12 protein-coding genes are annotated in these 16059 nt (G+C 72.5%); 2 read left to right on the top strand and 10 right to left on the bottom strand.

Translation table 11 applies throughout. The annotated features are described in order from the left end of the window. Positions 1–120: 120 nt before the first annotated feature. From ACRX5S_RS11325 to ACRX5S_RS11290, 8 genes are all read right to left on the bottom strand, one after another. Positions 121–756 (bottom strand): helix-turn-helix domain-containing protein, encoded by a 636-nt coding sequence (locus ACRX5S_RS11325; RefSeq protein WP_436772716.1) that lies wholly within the window; start codon positions 754–756, stop codon positions 121–123. A 259-nt stretch (positions 757–1015) separates the two neighbouring features. Beyond that, a complete protein-coding gene (locus ACRX5S_RS11320) occupies positions 1016–1783 on the bottom strand; it encodes an SGNH/GDSL hydrolase family protein (RefSeq protein ID WP_436772715.1) in 768 nt (255 codons plus the stop codon). Next, entirely contained in the window at positions 1780–3333 is a 1554-nt protein-coding gene (locus ACRX5S_RS11315; RefSeq protein ID WP_436772714.1) for an MFS transporter, read from the bottom strand. The genes ACRX5S_RS11320 and ACRX5S_RS11315 overlap by 4 nt, the downstream gene beginning before the upstream one ends. Positions 3334–4011: 678 nt before the next feature. Continuing rightward, entirely contained in the window at positions 4012–5739 is a 1728-nt protein-coding gene (locus tag ACRX5S_RS11310) for an amidohydrolase family protein (protein WP_436772713.1), read from the bottom strand. Between the two features lie 412 nt (positions 5740–6151). Beyond that, entirely contained in the window at positions 6152–6832 is a 681-nt protein-coding gene (locus tag ACRX5S_RS11305) for a response regulator transcription factor (RefSeq protein WP_436772712.1), read from the bottom strand. Next, complete coding sequence (locus tag ACRX5S_RS11300; protein WP_436772711.1) at positions 6829–8130, bottom strand: sensor histidine kinase; 1302 nt, start codon at positions 8128–8130, stop codon at positions 6829–6831. The genes ACRX5S_RS11305 and ACRX5S_RS11300 overlap by 4 nt, the downstream gene beginning before the upstream one ends. 104 nt (positions 8131–8234) lie before the next feature. After that, on the bottom strand, positions 8235–10505 hold the full coding sequence (locus tag ACRX5S_RS11295) for an MMPL family transporter (protein ID WP_436772710.1): 2271 nt from the start codon (positions 10503–10505) through the stop codon (positions 8235–8237). Between the two features lie 266 nt (positions 10506–10771). Next, the gene (locus ACRX5S_RS11290; protein ID WP_436772709.1) at positions 10772–11179 is read right to left on the bottom strand and encodes a MerR family transcriptional regulator; all 408 of its coding nucleotides are present in this window, start codon (positions 11177–11179) and stop codon (positions 10772–10774) included. A 110-nt stretch (positions 11180–11289) separates the two neighbouring features. On the opposite strand from ACRX5S_RS11290, the gene ACRX5S_RS11285 reads away from it, so the two are divergent. Further along, a complete protein-coding gene (locus ACRX5S_RS11285; protein ID WP_436772708.1) occupies positions 11290–12108 on the top strand; it encodes a methyltransferase domain-containing protein in 819 nt (272 codons plus the stop codon). Between the two features lie 124 nt (positions 12109–12232). Continuing rightward, complete coding sequence (locus ACRX5S_RS11280; protein ID WP_436772707.1) at positions 12233–12358, top strand: hypothetical protein; 126 nt, start codon at positions 12233–12235, stop codon at positions 12356–12358. A gap of 82 nt (positions 12359–12440) precedes the next feature. Here the strand turns inward: ACRX5S_RS11280 and ACRX5S_RS11275 are convergent, their stop codons facing one another. Both ACRX5S_RS11275 and ACRX5S_RS11270 read right to left on the bottom strand, forming a co-directional pair. Beyond that, a complete protein-coding gene (locus ACRX5S_RS11275; RefSeq protein WP_436772706.1) occupies positions 12441–15047 on the bottom strand; it encodes a hypothetical protein in 2607 nt (868 codons plus the stop codon). 391 nt (positions 15048–15438) lie between these two features. Further along, positions 15439–16002 carry a TetR/AcrR family transcriptional regulator gene (locus tag ACRX5S_RS11270; RefSeq protein WP_436772705.1) on the bottom strand — a complete coding sequence of 188 codons (564 nt, stop codon included), beginning with the start codon at positions 16000–16002 and terminating at the stop codon, positions 15439–15441. Between the last annotated feature and the right edge of the window lie 57 nt (positions 16003–16059).

Here is a 16059-nt window from a genome sequence, read left to right as displayed (position 1 = left end):
CCTCTTGAACGGTGCGCGCTCCGACAGGGCGGGCGCGGCAGTCGGCACTTGACCCCCTGTGTCTACCTGGCCGCTGTCCCGCGGTGCAACCGACGGGGCCGGTGCGCGCGCCGCGGCGGTTCAGGTGCCCGTCGGGGGCCCGTCCTCGGCGACGGCGTCGAAGAGTCGCCGCAGTTCGGCGAGGGCCTCGCGTTGCGCGCGCTTGGGGTCGTCGGCGCGGCCGATCGTACGGGCGGCCTCGCTCAGTCCGCCGAACAGCATGCGCGCGAGCGGCTCCACCGGCCGGGGTGCGATGCGTCCCGCGTCGATGGCGCGGGAGACGCCGATCCGCATCTGCTTGACGCACAGCTCGGTGACCTCGTCCACTGCCTCCACGCCGAGTGCGCCCGGCGCGTCCCGGAGGGTGATGCGCTGCACTCCGGGGTCGATGCACATCATGAGGTACGCCTTGCAGCCCTCGAAGACGGCGTCCCAGCGGTCCCGTTCGTGGACCTTGAGATACGCCGCGGCCACGGCGTCGGCGATCTTGGCCTCCTCCGCCGCGTACACGGCGTGGAACAGCGCCTCCTTGTTGCGGAAGTGGTGGTACAGCGCGCCCTTGCTGACCCCGGCGCGCTCGCACACGGCGTCGAGTGACGTCGCCGCGTACCCGTCCGCCGCGAACAGCGCGCGGGCGGCCGCGAGCAGTTCGGCGGTGGTGGTGCCGGAGCGTTCCTGCTGCGTCCGGCGGGTGCGGGGGCGCGTCGTTGTGGCCATCGGACTATTCAACCCCACACCCGCCTTCCGCCCCAGAGCCTGTCTCGGCACACCGTCACATCGGTTGCGCGGTCACAAGTCCTGTTCGCCTGTGCCTGTTCGCGTATAGGTGCTCACGCGCTGTGTTCATTCTCGGCTGACCCCGGTTGTTCTCGGATGTGCTTCGCGTGTACGTGCTCACGCACTGTGTTCGTTTGTGGCTGACCCCGGATTGTTCTCGCGTGTGCTCTGCTCCCACGCTGCGTTCGCCGATACCCGCTCATGCGCGGTTGCCCAGCCTGGCGCCGATGGTCCGGATCGCCACTCCCGCCGTGAACGAGTGTCCGCGGCGGTTGCCGTGCAGCCCGTCGCTGCCGTAGATGGCGGGGTCGGCGGAGCCCGGGTTGTTGGTGCAGTCGATGTGCACGGCCCCGAACGCGCGGGCGATCTCCCAGGTGCGGTCGCTGAGTTCGTGGATGCGCTCGGCCATCCGGGTGCGGAACTCCTCGGGGACGTACGGGCTGCCCGTGCAGTCGTACATCCCGAGCGTCACCACATCCGCACCGGCCGCCGCGAACGCCGCGACCATCGCCTCGATGTGCGCGGCCACGGGCTCGATGTCGAAGCGGCCGCGCAGCAGGTCGTTGCCCCCGGCGACGACAATCGCGAGGTCCGGGTCGAACGCGAGGGCCGGTTCGAGCTGGGTGGCCCGTATCGCGTCGGCGCGCAGGTCGCGCTTGCCGAGGTTGAGGTAGACGAGCCCCGGATTGGCGCGGTGGAGCGCTTCGGCGAGCGAGTCGGCCCAGCCCTGGTCGGGGAAGCCCTCGGTGGGTTCGCCGATGCCCTCGGCGATGCTGTCCCCGACGACGACCATGCGCCGCCATGGGGCGCCGCGGAGGAGCGCGGCTTCCTCCTCGCGCGTCATGCGGTAGGCGCTGTCGGGCGTCCCGCGTGCCCCCCGGTCCGCGGCGGCGGCAAGCCCGTCGTTGGTGGTGGTTGGCTCTACGCCGGTCTCCAGGTCCATGGCGTCGTTGTGCACGGTGGTCATGCCGAGATCTCCTCGCGTACGGCGGTGGCAGGGGTCTGCGGGGGCGCGGCGGGGGTCGCGTCCTGCGGGCGGGCGGCGAGGCCGAGTCCCGCGAGGGCGGTCAGCACCGCCAGGCCGGTGAACATGAAGAAGAGTTGGGCGAAACCGTCGGTCCCGTGGCCCGCCTCGCGTTCGAGGACGGTGGCGAGGGCCGCGATGCCGAGGGCGCCGCCGATCTGGCGTGCCGTCAGGTTGAGTCCGGTGGCGCCCGCGAACTTCACCGGCGGCACCGACAGCGCGCCCGCGCTGGACACCCCGGTGCTGACCGCCCCGATGCCGATGCCGAGCAGGATCCCGGACGGCAGCCAGAACGACGCGAACGCCGGTTCCTCGGGCACCGCGAGCCCGAGCCAGAGAGCGGTCGCGCCGAGGACGAGCGAGCCGCCGATGACGGCGGTCCGTGGGTTGACGGCGCGGGCGTACTTTCCGACCAGCAGCCCCGCGACGGCGGAGACGACCGCGCCGTGCGTCATCGCGAACCCGGCGCGTAGCTCGGAGTACTGCCAAATCTGCGTCAGGTACAGGACCCCGAGCAGCATCCACGGGTAGAGCAGCATGCCGAAGAGGAACGAAACGAGGTTGGCGTACGCGTACGGCCTGCTCCGCCACAGCCCGACTTCCAGTCCGGGGCGCGGGTGTCGTGCGGCGCGGGCGACGGATGCTCCGATCATCGCGAGGCCGGCCGCGATGCAGCCGATGGTGCGGGCGTCGGCCCAGTGCCAGGCGGAGCCCTGCGTGACGCCGAGGACGAGCGTGCCGATGCCGCCCGCGAGCAGTGCCGAGCCGACCAGGTCGGGGGTGCGTTCGCCGCTGCGCGAGTCTCCGGCGACGCGGGTGAGGGCCATGAGGCCGAGTCCGATCGGCACGGTGATCAGGAACACCGAGCGCCAGCCGAACACGTCGACCAGGACGCCGCCGAGGCTGGGCCCGAGTGCGGCCGCGAGGGAGGCGGACGCGGACCACGCGCCGATGGCCGCGGCCCGGCGCGCGGGCGGGATCTGCGCGAGCACGATGGCGAGCGAGGCCGGGACGAGGGCCGCGGCGCCGAGCCCCTGGACGGCGCGGGCGGCCAGGAGTGTCGCGAGGTTGGGCGCGAACGCGCAGGCGGCGGAGGCGATCGTGAAGACGGTGATGCCGGTGCGGTAGAGGCGGCGGCGTCCGACCACGTCGGCGAGGCGGCCGGCGGGGGCGAGCAGTGCCGCGAACGCGATGGCGTACAGCGACATGACCCACGTCAGGTCGGCCACCGAGGCGCTGTCGAAGTCCCGTTGCAGGTCGGGGACGGCGAGGTTGGCGATGGTGACGTCGAGGAGCGAGACGAAGGAGCCGCCGCAGGCGAGGAGGAGGACCAGGCCGCTGCCTTGCTTGGTGGACTTGGTGGCCCTCGCGGCCTTGGCGGCCTTGGCGGCTGCGGCTGTGTCCGAGTCCGTGTGCGTGGTCGTGTCGTCGGGGCCGGGCGGATGGTGCGGTTCTGTGCCGGGTGCGCTGCTGGGTGATGTGCGTGAGGTCATCCGGGTCTCCTTATACATACCGACGGTCGGAATGTTAGGCACGCGGCTGACGGCCCGTCAACGCGCCTGGGGCGCGGGTGGGATCGGGGGGTCGGGTGGTTGGCGTGCTTAAACGGTTCACCGATGCTCGGCGCGGAGTGGTCGTGCTCGGCGCGGAGAGTCGTGGCGCGCAGGGCGGCCCGATGCGTGGCACAGAGGGGCGCGACGACCCGAATGAACCTTTATGGGCGGCGAATTCGCGCCGCTCCGGGGCGCGTTGAGTCGGTGGTGAGAGGGCACCCCTACGGTGATCGCGCAAGGGGTACGCACGGGGGAACAACGGGGGTACGGGGAACGGGGGATACGGCGGCGCGAACCGCCGTGGGGGCGGGAGGCCCAGCGCTCGACCGGATGTCGCGGGTGACCGCGGGAGCCGATCGCACCGCCGGGCCGCCCGCCCCTCCCCCGTTCCAAGCGGCGTCTTGGGCGTACGGCCCGTCGCCGCGCCGGCTCCGGACGTCGGGTCGGGGCGCGGCGGTGGGGCGCCGTTAGTAAACGAACATTCGTTTACCCCCGTCCGCGTTAGTAAATGAACTTTCGTTTACGCAGGCCGAGGTGGGGCACCGAACCTTCGTCTGCTGGAGAGGTAAACGAAGGTTCGTTTACTCACCGGCCGCAGGGCGACCCGGCAGGCCGCCGTCAGATCGTCGCCGGCAACGGAAAGCACCCGCACGCGGGCATCGCGGACCGCACCGAGACACGCGCCCCGGCGGCACCACCAGCGCCGGTACCGGCACCCGTACCGCCGGCGCCACCGAGACCGGCTGCCGTGCTCGGCTCTTGCGCCGCCGCCTCCGCGTCGTCCAGCAAGCGCTGCCGGTGGGCACTCGTGATCAGGCGCCCCCGCGTCACCACCGAGTCCACGCGGCGCGTGTTGCGGATGTCCCGGAGCGGGTCCGCCTCCAGAACCACCAGGTCGGCGGCCTTGCCCGGCACCACGGTTCCGACGTCCAGCCCCATGAACCGGGCGGCGTCGCGGGTGGCCGTGCCCAGGGCCTGGTGCGGCGTGAGACCGGCCTCGACGAGGAGTTCGAGTTCGTCGTGGATGCCGAAGCCCGGGAAACAGTACGGGTTTCCGACATCCGTGCCGGCGATCACACCGACGCCCGCCAGGTACATCTCCCGGACCATCGCGAGGCGGCGGTCCAGGAATTCGCGCTGCTGGGCGATCTCTTCGGGCGTGGCCGGGGCGTACACCCGGACCGCGTCGGCCCAGAACGCCCGCAGATCCGGCGGAATGTACTTGAGCCTGGGGTCGCGGGCGTACGTGTCCGCGGGCGACGACATGACGCGGTTCACCGTCAGCGTCGGCGACTGCCAGGTGCCGTTGCGGACCCAACGGGCGTACACGCGCGCGGCCTTCGCAGGGCTGTACAGGCCTGCCGCCTGGCGTTCCAGTTCGCGCATGACGCGGAAGAACGCGCGCGGGTCCGCCGGATCCATCGGGGTCGCGGCGATCCGGCGGCGGAAGCCCTCCTCGTCCGACGACAGCGGCACCGGGATGCCGTGCAGGTGCTCGAAGCTGCGCATCCCCGCGTCGCTCACCTCGCCGACCGACAGGCGGTACGCGTGGTGCCCCGCGAACTGCAGCTTCTGGAGCCGGGCTTCGTCCGCGATGGCGTGCAGGCACTCGGGGCTGAGGTACGAGTAGATCTTGATGAAGTCGCAGCCGTCCGCCTTGGCCTGGCGGACGGCGGCCCTGGCCTCCTCCGGCGTGCCCACGCGAACGGACGGCGGGCCCAGGAGCGACACCGTTCCGTCCAGGATCGTGCTCGCCATCACCATGCGCGGGCCGAGGAGTTCGCCGCTGTCGATGCGGCGCCGGACGTCCCGAACCTCGGGGTAGCCCCACATCTCGCGCACCGAGGTGACGCCGTTTGCGATGAACAGCGGCGGGACGATCTTCTCCATGACCGTCCAGTGCGTGTGCATGTCGGACAGGCCCGGGATGACGTATTTGCCGCGCGCGTCGACGATCCGCGCCCCGGAGGGGATCGGTGCCCGCGCCGTATCGCCGCCGACCCACACGATCCGGTCCCCGACGATCACGATGACCTGGTTCGGGCGCGCGGGCCCGCCGGTGCCGTCGATCAGCGTGCCGCCCATGATGACGATCGCCGTCGTGGCATCAGCGGCGATTGGCCCGTCGGTCGTCGCACGACTCGCGTCGGCGTTGCCGGACGGGTCAGCGGCCTGCGCGTTCCCCGCCGACACGAGCGGTAACGCTCCGGTCAGGGCGAGCCCCGCTCCCCCGGCGGAGACGCGCCGCAGGAAGGCGCGGCGACCCGCGCCCTCCCCCGTTCCTTCCTCCGCGCGGTCGGGCCCTGCCACGGGCTCGGGTGCGTCCGGCAAGCTGGGAGGCTCCATGGCCGTGCTCCCTCGGTTGGGTGCCTACGCGCGGACCTGCTCCGGCGTGGCCCGTCACGAGAACGCCCCGACGCCGCCGTGACGGGATGTCCGCGACTCTAGATCGCGTCACCCCGGGCACCCAGGGGAAAACACGCCGGGGCACCTTGTCCGTCGGTCCGTCCGGTTCGCGCCGTCACAGTGTCGGGTCGGCGAATCGACCTGCGCGGACCGTCGAGAGTCTGCCGGGAAAGCGCCCGCCGAGCCGCCGAGTGACCCACTCGAAGAACTGTGTGCACCAGCCGATTTGGCGACGGCAGACACGGCGGCACACGCGCAGCCGGGGTTGGCGTCGGCGAGGAGGTCGGCCCGGCCGCAGTAGGTGTCGGCGGGGTGGGCGCCGTTCTGGGGAGGAAAATCAGCCCAACTCCGTTCAGGAAGAAGGAGGTTCCGGACGCACCAGTCCGTTCTGGTAGGCGATCACGACGAGTTGTGCACGGTCACGTGCCCCGAGTTTGGTCATGGCACGTTGGATGTGCGTGCGTACCGTCAGGACGCTCAGCACCAACTCGCCCGCGATCTCGTCGTTGGACTTGCCGTGCGCGGCAAGGGCGGTGACCTCGCGTTCGCGCGGTGTGAGGTCGGCGAGGCGTTCGGCGGGGGCGAGCGGAGGGCCGGACGCCGGGGTGGTGAGGAAGCGGGTGATGAGCGCCTGCGTCGCGCCCGGCGACAGAAGTGCCTCGCCTGCCGCGACGGTGCGGATCCCGTCCAGGAGCGCGTCCGTGGTGACGTACTTGCCGAGGAATCCGCTCGCGCCCACGCGCAGCGCCTGCGCGACGTACTCCTCGGTCTCGAACATCGTCAGGATGAGGACGCGCGTGCCGGTGAGGTCGGGGGCCTCGCAGATGGCGGCGGTGGCGGCGAGGCCGTCGGTGCCAGGCATGCGGATGTCCATGAGGACGACATCCGGCCGCCGGTCGTGCGCGAGTTGCACCGCCTCGCGGCCGTCCGCCGCCTCGCCGACCACCTCCATGTCGTCGCAGGAGTCGATCAGGAGCCGGAAGGTGCCGCGCAGGAGGGCCTGGTCGTCGGCGAGCAGGACGCGGATGGTCAACGGGGGTCCTCGGGTCGTCGTCCGGTCGGGGCGTCCGCCGGGGCCGGGGTGCGGGGCTGGAGGGGTTGGAACGGCAGGGCGGCGGCGACCTCGAAGCCGCCTTCCGGACGGGCTCCGGCACGCAGGTCGCCGCCGACCGAGTGGGCGCGTTCGCGCATGCCCATCAGCCCGTACCCTCCGCCGGGCACGGGTGGCGGCGTCGACGTACCGGCGTGCGGGGCGCCGTCGTTGGTGACCGTGATGAGCAAGTGCGTGTCGTCGTACCGGAGTCGGACCCGGGCGGTGTGGTCGGAGGCGTGTTTCGTGGCGTTGGTCAGGGCCTCCTGGATGATCCGATAGGCCGTCAGGTCCACGCCCGGAGACAGGGGTTGGGGCTCTCCCTCGGTGCTGAGGCCGACGCTGAGGCCCGCCGATTCGCAGGCCGCGACGAGCTCCGGAAGGCGGTCCAGGCCCGGGGTGGGTTCGAGCGGGTCGGCGTCCGGCTCGGCGGTCTGGCGCAACACCCCCACGGTGGCGCGTAGTTCCAGCAGCGCGGACGAGGTGGTCCCGACCAGGTCGGCGAGGATCCTGCGGGTCTGCTCGGGCTGCGTCTCGGCCAAATGGGCGGCGGTACCGGCCTGGGCGTGGGCGACGGCCATGTGGTGGGCGACGGCGTCGTGCAGTTCGCGCGCAATGCGCATGCGCTCCTCGGCGACGCGCAGCCGGGCCACCTCCTCACGGGTGCGTTCCGCGTACGCGGCACGGGCCTGGACGGATTCGAGGTAGGCCCGCCGGAAGCGGCTCCTGCCGCCGAACGACACCGGCAGGAGCAGCCACAGCGCCGTACCGAGGGTCCGGAGCCCGAAGTCGTCGCCGAGCGGCTCGCCGGCCAGGGAAGTGGCCACGAGCAGGACCAGGGTGACGGTGACGTAGATGCCCGTGGTCCGGGAGTCGGTGAGGACGACGAGCCAGTAGAGGGCGGTCAGCACGGGGGCCAGCAACATGGGGCTGGGCAGGTAGCCCAGCCCGGTCAGCAGGGCCGCCGCGGGGACCGTGGCCACGACGGCGGAGCGGGGATGGCTGCGGGACGCCAGGACGGCCCCGCTGGAGGCCGCGAGGATCCAGACCGGCCACAGGGCTTCCGGCGGCGAGGACTCGGACGTGCTGATCTGCGTCCCGAACAGCGTGAACACGAACAACGCCACCGCGATCACGACGTCGGCGGGCCGAATGCGGCGTCCCGCGTCGTGCTCGGTGCCGCCGCTCGTGGGGCCGGCCGTGTCGCCGGTCATGGTGCCGGTGCTCTTGGTGCTCGTCATCGTGCTCTCCGCGGGGGACGTGCCGGAGTCCATATTCGCCGATGCCCGGGCGTGCGGGTGCGCAGGACCGCCCGTGACACGTGTTCCGGGCGGTCCTGCGCCGGTCAGACGGGCGCCCTGACCGGCTCGTCCGGCTCGGGGTGAGGCCCGACCGGCTGTCGGCCGCGCAGTGCCGCGCCTTCCACGTCGACGCGCGGCAGTACGCGGCCCAGCCACTTCGGCAGCCACCACGCCCGGTCGCCGAGCAGGGCCAGCGCGGCGGGCACGATGGCCATGCGGACGACAAAGGCGTCGAAGAGGACGGCCGCGGCCAGACTGAAGCCGAGCATCTTGATCAGCGAGCCCTCCTCCCCGATGAACCCGGAGAAGACCGCGACCATGATCAGCGCGGCGGCCGTCACCACCCGGGCGCTGTGCCGGAACCCGGACACGACGGCCTGGTCCGCGGACTCGCCGTGCGTGTACGCCTCCCGCATCCGCGACACGAGGAACACCTCGTAGTCCATGGCCAGTCCGAACACGATGCCCATCATGAAGATCGGCATCAGGCTCATGATCGGCCCGGTCTGCTCCACCCCGAACAGGCTTGCCGCGTGGCCCTGCTGGAAGACCAGCACCACCACGCCCAGTGCCGCCAGCACCGAGAGCACGAAGCCGAGCGCCGCCTTCACCGGCACGACCACCGACCGGAAGACCACCAGGAGCAGCACCACGGCCAGGCCGCCCACCACGGCCAGGTACGGCACGAGCGCGGACTGCACCTTGGCGGCGATGTCGATGTTCAGCGCGGTCGTCCCGGTGACCTCGAACGTCGCGCCGGCCTGCTCCTCCACGGCCGGGCGTCCGTCCCGGATCGTCTCCACCAGGTCCTTGGTCTTCTCGTCGGTCGGACTGGTGGCCGGGGTGGCCTTGAAGACCGCGGTGTCGCCCGCGTCGTTGAAGTCCGCGTCCGAGACCGACACGACTCCGGCCGTACTGCCGATGCGGTCGACGACGGTACGTACCGCGGCCTCGGGGTCGTCCGTCCCTCGGGCGTCCACGACGACGGTCAGCGGGCCGTTGAACCCGGGTCCGAAGCCGTCGGCGAGTGCGTCGTACGCCCGCCGCTCGGTGGTGGAGGTCGACTTGGCCTCGTCGCCGGGCATGCCCAGTTGCAGCGAAGTCATCGGCAGGGCCAGGGCGCCGAGGCCGACCACGCCGAGGACCAGCACCGCCACGGGACGCCGCAGCACGAAGCGGGCCCAGCGTGCGCCGAGGTTGTCGCGTGCCGGCGGGTTCGGCTCGGTGCCGTTCTGGAAGGCTGTCTGGTCGCCCCGCGCACCGGTCTGGCGGGCCTTGCGGGCCTTGCGGGCCTTGCGCGTCCGGCGGGCCAGCACGGCGTCCGGCCAGAACCCGAGCAGTGCGGGGACGACCGTCAGCGCGACCAGTACGGCCACCGCAACCGCGCCCGCGGCTGCCAGGCCCATCTTCGTGAGCGTCGGGATCCCGACCACCGACAAGCCCGCGAGTGCGATCACGACGGTGACCCCGGCGAAAACGACCGCCGATCCGGCGGTGCCGACCGCGACACCGGCCGCTTCCTCAGGCGTACGGCCGCGCCCGCGTTCCTCCCGGTAGCGCGACACCACGAACAGGGCGTAGTCGATGCCGACCGCGAGCCCGAGCATCATCCCGAGGGTGAGCGTGTCGGCGGACAGCCCCAACGGGCCTGCCAGCACCATGATTCCGAACAGGCTGACCGCGACGCCCACAACGGCGGTCAGCAGCGGCAGGCCGGCGGCTGCGAGCGATCCGAAGGTCACCAGCAGCACGAGTGCGGCGGCCGAGAGACCGACGATCTCCGCGAGTCCGCCGGGGCCGCCGTCGCCGTCCATCGCGGAACCGCCGGTCTCGACCGTGAGCCCCGCGGCGCGCGCCTGGTCCGCGGCGGCGTCCACGGCGTCCCGGCTGGCGTCGGTGACGTCGGAGGACTCGACCTTGTAGGTGACGGTCGCGTACGCCGTCGAACCGTCCTCGCTCACCGCGCCCGACTCGAACGGGTCGGCCACGTCGGAGACTTGCGGTCCGCCGGCGAGTGAGTCGACCGCGTTCTCGACGGCCTTGCGCTGGTCCCCCGCGGTCACGGTCCCGCCGCCCGGGGCGACGAAGACGATCTTGGCGGTGGCACCGTCGGCGGCTGCTCCCGGGAAACGCTCCTCCATGAGATCGAACGCCTTCTGCGACTCGATCCCCGGCATCGAGAACTCCTCGTCCGAGGGCTCTTGCGCACCCGCGGCACCCACCACCACGGCGGCCAGGACCCCCAGCCACAGCACGAGGACCCAGCGGCGCCGCCGGAAGGCGCCGCGGCCGAGCCGATACAGAAAAGTCGCCACGTCAGGGTCTCCATATCCACAGGCGATGACCGCTCAAGGCTCGCCCGCGGAGCTCCCGCGAGTCGTCATGCGGCTACGGGCACTTCGGCGTACTGAATCGGGAGGACCGACTACTGAAATCTCAGTAGTCGCGGGTGCACGTGGGGCGTTTGACGTGGGGTTTCGGCGAGGACGCGCACCGACCCGAAAATAAACGAATGTTCATTTACTCATGCACGCCCAGCGCCGGACGAACCGCGCCCGGCCGGCAGTAAACGAACATTCATTTACTTACCGGCCGCCCCCTCCACCACCTCGACCAGCAAACGCTGAAAGTTCGGGCAGGTGGCGATGTCGTCGTGCGAGCATTCGAGGGCGCATTCCACGAGCGCCAGCGCCGCCTGGGCGTCGGCGATGCGAAGTTGCAGAGCAGCGCGGTGCGCCTCCATCGCCTCACGCCGGCGACCCAGGTCCGAGTCGGTCAGCATCGTCCGAATGCCTCCAAGGTCGAACCCGGCCTCCTTGGCGCGCAGGATCGCCGCGATGCGGAACAGGTCGTCGCTGCCGTACCGGCGACGGCCTCCGGCGTCGCGCGACGGGGACAGCAGGCCCTCGTCCTCCCAGTGGCGCCGTACGTGGGTCGCGAGGCCGAACCGCTCGGCGGTCGGGCCGATGGCCTGCTGGGCATCTGTCATATCCGGCATTAACGCGCGCCCCCGCGGACCGTGTCCAGCCACCCCCTGCGGCCACAGGCAGGCGGCCCGAACTTGACTTCAGGTCGACCTTAAGTCGGAAGCTGGACCGCATGCCCACTCACCCCGTCACCGACTCCGTCAACGCCTCCGAAACCCCCGAGAACTCCGCTCAATCCGACAGGACCGAAGCGCTCATCGCCCTCCTCGACGCCGTCGACTCCGCCCCCGGCGCCGCCCAGTTGCGCGAGCGGTCGTACGAACTCCTCAGGGCGCCGACGGCCGCCACCGTGGCCGACATCGGTTGCGGCGCCGGACGGGCCGTCGCCGAACTCCGCGAACGCGGTGTGCGCGCCATCGGCGTCGACCCCGACCCGACCATGCTCGATGCCGCGCGCACCCGGTTCCCCGACGGGGACTACCGCGACGGGAACGCGTACACCCTCCCGTTCCGCGACGGCGAACTCACCGGATACCGCGCCGACAAGGTCTTCCACGTACTCGACGACCCGGCCCGGGCCCTGGCCGAGGCCACCCGCGTCCTGGCGCCCGGCGGTCGCATCGTCCTGGTCGGCCAGGACTGGGACACGGTGGTGGTCGACTCCGACGATCCGGACCTGACCCGGGCGATCGTGCACGCGCGCGCCGATCTCGTGGCCAGTCCGCGCGTCGCCCGCGCGTACCGCAACCTGCTCCTGGACGCGGGCTGCACCACCGCGACCGTCGAGGTGCACACGACCGTCGCCACCGACGGCTTCGCGCTGCCACTGCTGGAAGGCATCGCCAAGTCCGCCGCCGACGCCGACCGCGTACCGGCCGAGACGACCGAATCCTGGATCGCCGAGCAACGCCAACGGGCGGCAAGCGGGCGCCTGTTCGTCGCCATCCCCATCTTCCTCGCCGCGGCCTCCGCCCCCGCCGCCCAGACGTGACAACGAGCCCAGGCGGCGGCCGGCGAGACGGCCGCGCTGTCACACCCTTCTGAAGTGCTCGGCAGCGTCCAAGCAGACCCCACACCGCACCGCATCCCCCACCCTGCAATGCGGTGAGCCGGCCATGACCTCGGTACGGCTGTCGGACGTCCAGGCCACCGTCGAGGTCGCCCGCCGCCGGCCCGACGGCACCTGGCTGTGGGTCATCGACCAACCCGCGCCGCTCCCCGAGGACCCGCCCACCCCGTGACGACCGCGCACGCGGTCAATCCGTCCGCGAGCCCAAAAGGCCTCCGCCGACGGCCCGTTGTCGGCCGTACGACGGACAGCCGCTACAGCGACGCGAACTCCGCCAACCGCGCCCGAGCTTCACCCGCCGCGTCCAGCCACCGGTCCCTCGGCCCCAGCACCCACTCCTCCGGCCCCGTCTCCGGCAGGAGGATCGCGTCGGCCACGGCCAGGAGTTCGCGCAGGATCCGCGTCTCCGCCGCCACGTCGCCGCGCGCCGCGGCCTGCCGGGCGCGGGCGAGGGCGTCCTCGGCGGCCGCGATGTCGAGGTACGAGCCCTCCGGCAGCCGCAGCCGGTACGCCCCGTCCTCGAACGGCACGAACTCCGAGGCGTCCCGCCGCCCCCGCCCCGGCTCCAGGAACCGGCGCAGCTTGTAGACCGCGGTCTGGAGCCGGTGGAACGCGGCGTCCGCGGGCGCGTCCGGCCACATCGCGGTCGCCAGCACCTCGCGGTGCACCGGGCGGCCCGCGTGGAGGGCCAGGAGCCGGAACAGCACCCTGCTCTGTGGGGCGAGGCTCAGCAGGTCCAGCGGACGGCCGCCCAGCCGCACCGTGAACCCGCCGAAGCAGCGGATGTCGACCGGGGCCGCGGGCGCGACACCGCGGTCGCGCCGCAGTCGCAGGAAGGCGTGCAGGTGGATGCCGAGCCGGTCCGCGTCGGCCGCGAGCGCGTCGTAGTCGGCCCCCGGGGCGTCCGGTCGGGCGAGCAGGCGTGCGCAGCGGGCGATCACCGCGGCGCCGGGCAGTTCCCAGCGGGTGGCCTCGGCCTCGGCGCGCAACGCGAGTTCGCCCGCTCCCGGTTCGGCGAGCTGCGCCCGCGCCAGCGCGCCGAACGCGAGGGCCCACGGTGCCGCCGCGGTCATGCCCGCGGCCGCGAACCGCCGGGCCGATGCGTCGAGTACGGCCGGGTCGGGCTCGCCGCGCAGTAGTCCGGCGCAGGCGTCCATGTGTCCGGCGAGGGCCGCTCCCCAGGCATCGCCCAGGCGTTCGCACGCGACCCGCACGGCCGCCGCCTCGCGCCGGTACTCGTCGGCGCCGGTCAGGGTCAGCCCCGCGCGGGCGATCCGGGCCAGCCACACCGGGCCAACAGTCGCCACACGCTGGGCGGCCTGCTCGACCACGCGCACGTCGCAGCCGTGTCCGGCGAGCAACTTGGCAAGTACACCGAAGAGTTCGGCCGCCGCGACCGGCGGCCCGTCGAGGTCGCGCGGGTACGCGTCGAAGGCCGCGGTCGCCGCACGGTAGTCGCCGGTGCCCATGAGCGCGACCGCGCGCACGATCTCCCCCTCGGCCCCGCGCGGGAGCTCCGGTACGTCGGCCAGGCGCAGCGGCCCGTCCATGATGTCGTTGATGGCCGTCGCGGACGCCCGCAGCGACTCCTCCTCGGGCTGCGCGAACACCTCCCAGTCCCCCGCGACCATGCGCGCAGCCTGCCGGTCGACGGGCCGGGCGGGACCGGCGAGCGTACGCAGCATCGCGTGCCAGTGCTCGGGTACGGCCGCGGCTATCACCAGCGGGTTGCGGTCCATGAGTTCGCGGATCGCGGTACGGTCCCGCGCGAGGTATGCCGCCCACGCCGCACCCACCGGGTCCCCGGCCTCGCGCATCGGCCGGATCGCGGCGGCGAACACCGCCTGCGCGCCGGGCTCGGTGGTCGCGAAGCGGTGAACGAGCAAGTGGCGCAGCAGCGTTTCGCCGACGTACTCCGCACCCTTCCGTACGAGCACTCCCGCGCGCTCGGCCCGCCGCAGCATCGCCGCGGCCGCGGCACGGCCGGCCGGGGTGTCGGAGTCGGCGCAATTCCCGGCGGTGGGGCCGTTCATGACGGCGGTTCGGGTGAGGAACGCGACGAGGTCGGCGTCGAGGCCGTCGAGTATCTGGCGGTCGAGGTATCCGGCGGCGAACGGGACGCCCGGCGCGGTGAGGGTCTGACGGGCCTGACGCGGACTCAGGTCACGGGTGCAGAGCAGGTATTCGTGCAGCGGCGCGGCCCAGCCCCCGGTCAGCCAGGTGGCGTCCCAGGCCAGAACCGGGTCGGGCGGTCTGCCGTGCACGTCGGTGAAAAGGCGGTCGACCTCCCACCAGCGCATGCGCAGGTCGTCGGCGCCGATGACGACGGTGTGCGCGAGTTCGGCCCGGGAGAGATTGAGCGCGGCGACCGGGCGCGTGGCCACGAGGAGGCGGGGCGGTCGGGCGGAGGCGGCCAGGGACTCGAAGACCTCGGCGGCGTCCGCGAGATGGTGGAGGTCGTCGACGATGACGAGGGTGTCGTCGTGGTCTTCGTGTCCGCGTACGTCTGCGCAGACCTCGCGGGCCGAACGGTCGTCGCCCGGATCGCACTTGAGGCGCCGCACGCGGCCCGGCCAGGTGGCGGCGTACTGGTCGAGCAGAGTGGTCTTGCCGTGCCCGGCGGTGGCGGTGAGGAGGACCGGCCTGCGGTCGCGCACCGCGTCGAGTTGGGCGTTCAGGCGCGGCCGGGCGAGGGTTTCCGGGGCCGGGTCCGGTCTACAGCGATTCCCGGCCACCGCGTGCTGCCCGTCGTGGGCCGCCCGTTCCGCGGTCGGTCGGCCCTGGTGCCCGGTGCCCTGCGCGCGCGGGTTGGCGTCCGGCCGCCCTGTACCCCCGGCTCCCGCCGGACCCCGTCGCGCCACGTCGGCGTCTCCCCAACTCGCTGAGCCGCGTTCACCCGCACGACCCGATGCCGTGGAGGAAGAGGATTCTGGCACGACGCCTGGATCATGAGGAGTCCGCGTCCTCATTTGATGACCTGGAAGTTGGCGCGATCTCATGGCACCAAGTCAATACGTGGGCACCACCATCTGTGGAGCGCACTCCCGCGTCCTGCTCACGCCCGCTTGAACATCCGCGCGACACCCACTGCCTGAGCCCGCGTCAGCTCGAAGCACCCCCACGGCCGTCGCCCCGCCGCGGCGCCGACGGCCGCCATCCATCCCGGGGGCACCGCAGAATCCAGACACTTGCTCCCGGACGCCACAACCGCGTTCGCGCACCGACGGCCGCCGATGCGGCGCCCTCACGGCGTCACAGGATCGGGGCCAGCAAGGTGTCGATGATGCGGCGCGTTCGAGGCAGGGCATCCGGGTCGCCGAGCCGCAGGGCCGTGTTGGTGCCCACGAACAGGGCGTCGAGGTGGAACGCGGTGAGCTCCGGGTCGAGGTCGCCCGCGGCCCGTCCGCCAACCGCCGGACCGGCGTCGGCGGGCAAAGCGGCAACGGCCCGCCGGATGTGACCGGCGAGCAGCGCGAGCCATTCGCCTCGCTGGACGCCGAGCGCGTCCCGCACGGGGCCCGGCCGGCTGTCGTAGTCCGGGATGTTCGCCGCCCAGAAGCACCCGCCGGGGAACAGTGGCTCCGCGGCGTAGTCGAACCAGCCGTCGATCAGGGCCCGCAGGCGTGCCGCGCCCGGCTCGTGGGCGAGGGCAGGGCGTACGACCGCGTCCACGTACGCCTTCCTCGCCGCCTCGACGACCGCCAACTGCAACTGCTCCTTGGTGCCGAACAGCGTCGCGACTCCGCTCTTGCTCAGCCCCAGGTCGCCGGCCAGGCGGCCGATGCTGAGGCCGCTCAGGCCCTCCGCCGAAGCCACGTCGGCGCCGTGGCGCGCGATCGACCAGCGGGCACGCGCGCCACGCAACAGGCGCTG

This window comes from Yinghuangia sp. YIM S09857 (assembly GCF_051388915.1).
Classification (GTDB): domain Bacteria; phylum Actinomycetota; class Actinomycetes; order Streptomycetales; family Streptomycetaceae; genus Yinghuangia.
The sequence above is the reverse complement of the archived record's forward strand: the minus strand, read 5'-3'. Positions and strand labels throughout refer to the sequence as shown.

What these genes read in the sequence shown, in the direction of transcription:
- ACRX5S_RS11325 (WP_436772716.1), bottom strand. Translation starts at nt 756, where the DNA reads ATGGCCACAACGACGCGCCCCCGCACCCGCCGGACGCAGCAGGAACGC.
- ACRX5S_RS11320 (WP_436772715.1), bottom strand. Translation starts at nt 1,783, where the DNA reads ATGACCACCGTGCACAACGACGCCATGGACCTGGAGACCGGCGTAGAG.
- ACRX5S_RS11315 (WP_436772714.1), bottom strand. Translation starts at nt 3,333, where the DNA reads ATGACCTCACGCACATCACCCAGCAGCGCACCCGGCACAGAACCGCAC.
- ACRX5S_RS11310 (WP_436772713.1), bottom strand. Translation starts at nt 5,739, where the DNA reads ATGGAGCCTCCCAGCTTGCCGGACGCACCCGAGCCCGTGGCAGGGCCC.
- ACRX5S_RS11300 (WP_436772711.1), bottom strand. Translation starts at nt 8,130, where the DNA reads ATGACGAGCACCAAGAGCACCGGCACCATGACCGGCGACACGGCCGGC.
- ACRX5S_RS11290 (WP_436772709.1), bottom strand. Translation starts at nt 11,179, where the DNA reads ATGACAGATGCCCAGCAGGCCATCGGCCCGACCGCCGAGCGGTTCGGC.
- ACRX5S_RS11285 (WP_436772708.1), top strand. Translation starts at nt 11,290, where the DNA reads ATGCCCACTCACCCCGTCACCGACTCCGTCAACGCCTCCGAAACCCCC.
- ACRX5S_RS11280 (WP_436772707.1), top strand. Translation starts at nt 12,233, where the DNA reads ATGACCTCGGTACGGCTGTCGGACGTCCAGGCCACCGTCGAGGTCGCC.